This window comes from Streptomyces sp. NPDC048606 (genome assembly GCF_040650855.1).
Lineage (GTDB): Bacteria > Actinomycetota > Actinomycetes > Streptomycetales > Streptomycetaceae > Streptomyces.
In genome coordinates, this window is record NZ_JBEZIB010000060.1 from 22,267 (window position 1) to 29,935 (window position 7,669).

Annotated in this window: 7 protein-coding genes; 2 read left to right on the forward strand and 5 right to left on the reverse strand. The window is 69.3% G+C overall.

The window, feature by feature from the left end; genetic code table 11:
* Window positions 1–175 precede the first annotated feature (175 nt).
* Complete coding sequence (locus tag AB0D01_RS37565) at window positions 176–1,759, forward strand: acyl-CoA carboxylase subunit beta (RefSeq protein ID WP_363063508.1); 1,584 nt, start codon at window positions 176–178, stop codon at window positions 1,757–1,759.
* A gap of 23 nt (window positions 1,760–1,782) precedes the next feature.
* Window positions 1,783–1,974 carry an acyl-CoA carboxylase subunit epsilon gene (locus AB0D01_RS37570; protein WP_363063510.1) on the forward strand — a complete coding sequence of 64 codons (192 nt, stop codon included), beginning with the start codon at window positions 1,783–1,785 and terminating at the stop codon, window positions 1,972–1,974.
* 223 nt (window positions 1,975–2,197) lie between these two features.
* Here the strand turns inward: AB0D01_RS37570 and AB0D01_RS37575 are convergent, their stop codons facing one another.
* From AB0D01_RS37575 to AB0D01_RS37595, 5 genes are all read right to left on the reverse strand, one after another.
* On the reverse strand, window positions 2,198–2,782 hold the full coding sequence (locus tag AB0D01_RS37575; protein ID WP_007266770.1) for an ATP/GTP-binding protein: 585 nt from the start codon (window positions 2,780–2,782) through the stop codon (window positions 2,198–2,200).
* Window positions 2,763–3,305, reverse strand: coding sequence for a DUF742 domain-containing protein (locus AB0D01_RS37580; protein ID WP_363063512.1), 543 nt, complete (start codon window positions 3,303–3,305; stop codon window positions 2,763–2,765). Before AB0D01_RS37580 ends, AB0D01_RS37575 begins: the two co-directional genes overlap by 20 nt.
* A gap of 93 nt (window positions 3,306–3,398) precedes the next feature.
* Window positions 3,399–3,812, reverse strand: a complete 414-nt coding sequence (locus tag AB0D01_RS37585; RefSeq protein WP_030037347.1) for a roadblock/LC7 domain-containing protein — start codon at window positions 3,810–3,812, stop codon at window positions 3,399–3,401.
* 10 nt (window positions 3,813–3,822) lie between these two features.
* A complete protein-coding gene (locus AB0D01_RS37590) occupies window positions 3,823–7,029 on the reverse strand; it encodes a nitrate- and nitrite sensing domain-containing protein (RefSeq protein WP_363063514.1) in 3,207 nt (1,068 codons plus the stop codon).
* A gap of 290 nt (window positions 7,030–7,319) precedes the next feature.
* On the reverse strand, window positions 7,320–7,669 hold a 350-nt coding region (locus AB0D01_RS37595; protein ID WP_351831620.1), incomplete at its 5' end, for an ATP/GTP-binding protein.

The following is a 7,669-nucleotide window of genomic DNA, read 5'->3' on the forward strand; positions in this document are numbered from 1 at the left end:
AACTTCCTTGGATCGTGTCGCAGGGTTTTGTAGGACTCGCACAAAGCCCCGTCGCCCCGACTGGGGGAGTCCGTACATCCCCCGGCGGTTCTGTCCGGGCCACACAGCGGAACGCGCCCGAGACTGTGTAGAACCAACGGAGGGTTTTGATGGCGCGACTTCGTAAGGTCGGTACATGACCGTTGTGGACCAGACCTCGAGCGAGCCGACGGACGCCCGCGGGCGCGTGGCCGAGCTGCACTCCCTCCGCGAGGACGCCCGGCGCGGCCCGAGCGACCGCGCCACCGAGGCGCAGCACGCCAAGGGCAAGCTGACCGCGCGTGAGCGCATCGCGCTCCTCCTCGACGAAGGTTCCTTCAAGGAGGTCGAGCAGCTGCGCCGGCACCGGGCCACCGGTTTCGGTCTGGAGGCGAAGAAGCCCTACACCGATGGTGTCATCACCGGCTGGGGCACCGTCGAGGGCCGCACGGTCTTCGTCTACGCGCACGACTTCCGCATCTTCGGCGGTGCGCTGGGCGAGGCCCACGCCACGAAGATCCACAAGATCATGGACATGGCCATCGCGGCCGGTGCCCCTCTGGTCTCCCTCAACGACGGTGCGGGCGCCCGCATCCAGGAGGGCGTCTCCGCCCTCGCCGGCTACGGCGGCATCTTCCAGCGCAACACCAAGGCCTCGGGCGTCATCCCGCAGATCTCGGTCATGCTCGGCCCCTGCGCCGGCGGCGCCGCGTACTCGCCGGCCCTGACCGACTTCGTGTTCATGGTCCGCGACACCTCGCAGATGTTCATCACCGGCCCGGACGTGGTCCGCGCGGTGACCGGCGAGGAGATCACCCAGAACGGCCTCGGCGGCGCGGACGTCCACGCCGAGACCTCCGGCGTCGCGCACTTCGCGTACGACGACGAGGAGACCTGCATCTCCGAGGTTCGCTACCTCATCACGATGCTCCCCTCCAACAACCGCGAGAACCCGCCGGTCCACGAGAGCGACGACCCCAAGGACCGCCGCTCCGACGTGCTGCTGGACCTGGTCCCGGCCGACGGCAACCGCCCCTACGACATGCTCAAGGTCATCGAGGAACTCGTCGACGACGGCGACGTCCTGGAGATCCACGAGCGCTGGGCCCGCAACATCATCTGCGCCCTGGCCCGCATGGACGGCCAGGTCATCGGCATCGTCGCCAACCAGCCCGGCCACCTCGCCGGCGTCCTGGACATCCACGCCTCCGAGAAGGCCGCGCGCTTCGTCCAGATGTGCGACGCCTTCAACATCCCGATCGTCACCCTCCTCGACGTCCCCGGCTTCCTGCCCGGCGTCGACCAGGAGCACGGCGGCATCATCCGCCACGGCGCCAAGCTGCTGTACGCGTACTGCAACGCCACCGTCCCGCGGATCTCGCTGATCCTGCGCAAGGCCTACGGCGGCGCCTACATCGTCATGGACTCCCAGTCCATCGGCGCCGACCTCACCTACGCCTGGCCCACCAACGAGATCGCCGTGATGGGCGCCGAGGGCGCGGCCAACGTCATCTTCCGCAAGCAGATCGCGGACGCCGAGGACCCCGAGGCGATGCGCGCCCGCATGGTCAAGGAATACAAGGCCGAGCTGATGCACCCGTACTACGCGGCCGAACGCGGCCTCGTGGACGACGTCATCGACCCCGCCGAGACGCGCGAGACGCTCATCAGCGCCCTCGCGATGCTCCGCACCAAGCACGCCGATCTGCCGTCTCGCAAGCACGGCAACCCGCCGCAGTAACGACCGAAGGAGACCTGCCAACGATGAGCACCGACACCCTGCTGAAGGTCGAGAAGGGCAACGCCGCGCCCGAGGAGCTGGCCGCGATCACCGCGATCCTGCTCGCCCGCGCCGCCGCCACCCCCGAGGCCGCCGCCAGCCCCCGCTCCACCGCCGGCTGGCGCCGTCTGGAGCGCAGCCGCGGCTTCCAGGCCCCCCACAGCTGGCAGGGCTGACCCGCCCCACCCCCGCACCACCTCCCACGGCCGCTCGGCCGATCCGGACCTCGACGCCCCGTGCGTCGGGGAACGGGTCCACCGGGCGGCCGTGGGCGTTCCCGCTCCCGGAGCGGGAGCGCCGGAGCGCCGGAACCCCACGACGGGGTGACCCCGGAACGACGGAACGCCGGGAACCCTTACGGGTTCCCGGCGTTCCGGGTTGGAGAGGGGGAGCGGTCCGCTACCGCAGGCGCGCCATCAGGGCGTGCTCGACGAGCGTGATGAGGGCGCTCTTGGCGTCCGCGCGGTGGCGGGCGTCGGTGGTGATGATGGGGGCGTCCGGGCCGATCTGCAGGGCCTCGCGGACCTCCTCCGGCGTGTACGGCTGGTGGCCGTCGAAGCCGTTGAGGGCGATCACGAACGGCAGGCCGCTGTTCTCGAAGTAGTCGACCGCCGGGAAGCAGTCGGCGAGGCGGCGCGTGTCGACGAGGACCACGGCGCCGATGGCGCCGCGTACGAGGTCGTCCCACATGAACCAGAAGCGGTCCTGTCCGGGGGTACCGAAGAGGTACAGGATCAGGTCCTGGTCCAGGGTGATGCGGCCGAAGTCCATGGCGACCGTGGTGGTCGTCTTGTCACCGGTGTGGGTGAGGTCGTCGATCCCCGCGGAGGCGCTGGTCATGACGGCTTCGGTGCGCAGCGGGTTGATCTCGGAGACCGCGCCGACGAACGTGGTCTTGCCCACGCCGAAGCCGCCCGCCACCACGATCTTCGCGGAGGTGGTGGAGCGGGGAGCCGCTCCGCCGTTAGAGCTTGCGAAGTCCACTGAGCACCCTTTCGAGCAGTGTCACGTCTGGCTGGCCGCCGGCAGACTCGTCGCCGCCGGGCTGGTGAATGGCGACAAGGCCCGCCTCCGCCAGGTCGGCGACGAGGATGCGGGCGACACCAAGAGGAATGGAGAGGAGTGCCGAGATCTCCGCGACGGATTTGATCTCTTGGCACAGGCGGCAGATGCGCTGGTGCTCGGGCAACTGCCCTTGCAACCGCGCGGGATCGGCCGTGGTACTGACCAGCGCCTCGATGGCGAGCTGGTAGCGCGGCCGGGTACGGCCGCCGGTCATCGCGTACGGACGCACCAGCGGGTTGTGCGCCTTCGGGGCCTGCGGCTGCGAGGGGCGCGCGGGTCGGTAGGGCTGCTGGGGCTGCTGGGGTCGGCCGTACGACTGCTGCTGGTACGGGTCGTGCTCCGGCACGGGCCGGCTGGGAGTGGAGGGAAAGTTGAAGCGGTTCTGGTCGTGCCCACCCTGCGGCTGCTGGCCGCCATAAGGATGTCCTCCGGGTGTTGTCACGTTTCCTCCTCCGACTCCAAGAACGCAGTACTCCCTGTGGAACCGCGCCACCGCACCTTACGGTGCGATGACGCGAAACACACTGCCTGTCTGCTAGTTGAGAAGACTTCCCTGCAGTTCCGCGCGCAGATCCGGAGTCAGGACACTGCCGGCGCGATCCACGAGAAGGGCCATCTCATAGCCCACGAGACCGATGTCGCACTCGGGGTGCGCGAGCACCGCGAGGGAGGATCCATCGGACACCGACATGAGGAAGAGGAACCCTCGGTCCATCTCGACGACGGTCTGGTTGACGGCGCCACCCTCGAAGATGCGGGAGGCTCCGGCGGTGAGCGACGTCAAACCGGAGGCCACGGCCGCCAGCTGGTCGGCGCGGTCGCGCGGGAATCCGTCGGACATCGCCAGAAGAAGGCCGTCGGCGGAGACCACCACGGTGTGGGACACCCCGGGGGTGTTGTCCACGAAGTTGGTGATCAACCAGTTCAGGTTCTGTGCCGCCTGGCTCATCGGGCTCACACTAACGCTCCTGGTCATAGCTGTTACTTGACTGCTCGGAACCCGCGCTGCGTCCCTGCTGGACACCGCGTCGCAGGTTGCTCAACCTGCCACGGACGTCCTCCGGGGCGCGGGAGACCTGGGGGCCGCCCTGCGGGGTCGTCTCCGCAGCACCCTCGACCAGGTTGGCCTTGGGTACCCGCCGAGGGAGACCGGACGGGGTGACCCCGCCCGCCTTCGGCTCACGGAGCTTGGCGGCTTGCTGCCAGCGCTCGTCGTTGTTGGAGCGCCAGGCGTCGCCGCCTTCCTCGTCCCGCTCCGCGGCGGCGGGCTGCCGGCGCGGCGACCGCTGCTCGAAGAGGGATCCGGGGGACTCCGCTTCCTGCTGTGCCGGCTGCCACTGCTGCTGGCTGCCGCGTCGCGGCAGGCCCGCTCCGGTCATCTGGTGACCGGTGTCGGCAGCGGCGCCCGGACGGTCGAAGCCTACGCGTTCCTGGGCCGGTTCGGGAGCGGACTGCGGTTCCGATTCGGTCTGGTAGTCCTGCTGGTAGGTACCCGAGTACGTGTTCTGCTCGGGCCACCCGGCCTGCGGGGACTGCTCCTCGTAGCCGCTCTCGTACGTCTGAGCGGACTGCTGACCGTCCTGGTAGCCATCTTCCGGATAGGCATAGCCCTGCTCGGGGTACGCCTCGTAGGCCTGGGGCTGCGCCGGAGAATCGTACGCCCCTTCGTAAGAAGGTGCGGACGCCTGTTCGTAGCCCTGGTACGGCTGGTACCCGTGTTCGGGCTGAGGTTCCGGATACTCCTGCGCCTGCGCGGGGTACTCGGCCACCGGGGCCGCGGGCTCCTGCTGGACCTGGGCCTCCAGCGCCGCCCGGCGGTCCTTCTGACCCAGCGAGCGGGCCATGGGGTCGAGCGGGGCGCCGTCGGGCCCCTGGCCGCCGGTGGCGTCCTTGCCGCCCTGGGCGTCGTAGCGGGAGTCGTCGAAGCCGAGCTCGGCGGCGGTGCGCAGCGGGGGCGCCTGCTGGGCCTGCTGCTGCGGGATGATCGAGGAGACCGTGAAGTCGTCGTCCGGGATGCCCTCGCCACCGCCACCGTGGGTGATGGCGTCGGGCAGCATCACCAGCGAGGTGGTGCCCGCGGCCTCGCCCGAGGGGCGCAGCTGGACGCGGATGCTGTGGCGGTCCGCCAGCCGGCCGACCACGAACAGACCCATGCGCTGCGAGATCGCGGCGTCCACGGTCGGCGGGTTGGCCAGCTTGTGGTTGATGTCCGCGAAGTCCTCGGCGGTGAGGCCGATGCCCTTGTCGTGGATCTCGACCATCACGCGGCCGTCGGGCAGACGGGTCGCGTTGACGCGGACCTTGGTCTGGGGGGAGGAGAACGTGGTGGCGTTCTCCAGCAGCTCGGCGAGCAGGTGCACGAGGTCGGTCACGGCCTGGCCGTGGATCTCGGCCTCGGAGACGCCCGCGAGTTCGATGCGCTCGTACTGCTCCACCTCGGAGGAGGCGGCGCGCAGGACGTCGACGAGGGGCACCGGCTGGTCCCAGCGGCGGCCCGGGTTCTCACCCGCGAGGATGAGCAGGTTCTCGCCGTTGCGGCGCATACGGGTGGCCAGGTGGTCCAGGCGGAAGAGGTTCTCCAGCTGGTCCGGGTCGGCCTCGTTGTTCTCCAGGTCGGTGATGAGGGTCAGCTGGCCCTCGATCAGCGACTGGTTGCGCATGGAGAGATTCGTGAAGATCGCGTTGACGTTCCCTCGCAGGAGCGCCTGCTCGGCGGCGAGCCGGACCGCTTCCCTGTGGACCTGGTCGAAGGCGCGGGCGACCTCGCCGATCTCGTCCCGGGAGTTGATCGGGATCGGGGCGACACGGGTGTCGACCTTGCCCGGGTCGGTGCGCGAGAGCTGGTCGACGAGCATCGGCAGACGCTGCTCGGCGACGTCGAAGGCGGAGGAGCGCAGGCGGCGCATCGAGCGGCTCATCTGGCGCGCCATCATCCCGGCCAGGATGAAGGCGGTCGACAGGGCCACGACGACGATGGCGCCGGTGATGATGGCGTCGTTGCGGGCCTCGTCGGAGACCTTCACGGCCTCGTTGACGGCCTTGTCGAGGAGGTCCTTCTCGATCTCGGCGTAACCGTCGAACTTGGCGGTGGCCGCGGCCTGCCAGGCCTGAGGGGTGGTGCCGTTCAGGGCGAGCTTGGTGTTCTTCTCGCCGCCGGCTATCGCCTCGGTCATGCCGGTGAGGGCGGAGCCGTTGACGACGGGCGGGGCCTTGAACGGCGTACCGGCCTGCTCGGAGGCCTGCTTGGCCTGGGCGAGCTTGGCGGCGCCCTCCTGGGACTTCTTGCCCATGACCTCCTTCAGCCGGTTGACGTCCTCGTCGGTGCCGGCGGCGACGTACTCGCCGATGGCTATCTCTTCGAGGTAGGCGTAGGAGGAGAAGGCGACGAGCTGGGCCTTGCGGGTGTCCTCGTTCTCGCTCGGGCGCACCAGCAGGTGCGTACCGACCGAGCGCTGGAGGGAGTTCGCGGCCTTGGCCAGCTCGACCGCGTAGACCATGCGGCCGTAGCTGGTGACGTTCCCGGTGCCCAGACCCAGTTCGTTGGAGAACTGCATGAGGTAGTGCTGGACCAGCACGTACCCCTCTTCGGTCGGGATGGGGCCGGCCTGCGCGGGGAGGTTCTTCTTGGGGGTCTCGGGGATGGCGTACGCCGTCTTGCGGACCTGTTCGAGCTTCGGCTCCTCCTGGCGGAAGAGCTCCAGGCGGCGCTCCAGGCCCTGCTTGGCCGGCAGGTCCTTCGCGGCGGTGGCGAACTTGGCCTTGGCGGCGTCGGTGGCGGCGTAGGCCTTGGCGACGGCGTCGTTGTTGCGGTCGCCCTTGAGGAGCGGCTCGGCCGTGAGGTCGCGCTCGTTGAGGAGGGCCTGGCCGTACTCGGCGGCCGCCTGCACGATCCGCGCGGTCTTCTCGGCGTCCTTCGCCTCGTTCCAGGTGTCGACCGAGCCCTTCACCTGGAAGCCGCCCATGACCAGTCCGACGAGGACGGGCACGAGGAGGATGGCGTTCAGACGGGTCGGCACGCGCCAGTTGCGCGGCGAGAGCTTGCTGGTGCTGCCCCCGCCGGTGGACGGTTCCACGGGCACGTCGACGGGCGACGTGGCCCCGCGCGGCGGCGGGGTGAAGTTGCCGCGCGCGGGTTCATCCGCGGGGCTCGAGTTGCTTCGCCTCACTCGACCAACAACCTCTCGGCGGTGCTACTAGCTAGTTCGTTGAATTCCAGCACGGGCAGCGGCCGTGGTCCAAACAGTTGGAACCGGCCATTCCAAGAGCCTTACGCCCCACATAAAACGGACATAAAGAGCGAGCTGCGGCAAAAACGGGGCCAGTTGTGCGCACAGCGGCACCACGTGAACGCGGGCCGTGTCCAACTGGCGGCAATTCTCTGTCGAAACGTTATGAACGACAGGGGCGGGCCGTGTCCGAAGACACAACCCGCCCCGACGAACCGATGGGAGGACGGCTACTTGAGCCGAGCCATCAGGGCGTGCTCGACGAGCGTGATGAGGGCGCTCTTGGCGTCCGCGCGGTGGCGGGCGTCGGTGGTGATGATGGGGGCGTCCGGGCCGATCTGCAGGGCCTCGCGGACCTCCTCCGGCGTGTACGGCTGGTGCCCCTCGAAGCCGTTGAGGGCCACGACGAACGGCAGACCGCTGTTCTCGAAGTAGTCCACGGCGGGGAAGCAGTCGGCCAGCCGGCGCGTGTCGACCAGCACGATGGCGCCGATGGCGCCGCGTACGAGGTCGTCCCACATGAACCAGAAGCGGTCCTGTCCGGGGGTACCGAAGAGGTACAGGATCAGGTCCTGGTCCA

Excerpts from the sequence above, each read along its gene's own strand:
- AB0D01_RS37585 (WP_030037347.1), bottom strand. The coding sequence starts at position 3,812 with ATGAGCCAGGCGGCACAGAACCTGAACTGGTTGATCACCAACTTCGTG.
- AB0D01_RS37565 (WP_363063508.1), top strand. The coding sequence starts at position 176 with ATGACCGTTGTGGACCAGACCTCGAGCGAGCCGACGGACGCCCGCGGG.
- AB0D01_RS37570 (WP_363063510.1), top strand. The coding sequence starts at position 1,783 with ATGAGCACCGACACCCTGCTGAAGGTCGAGAAGGGCAACGCCGCGCCC.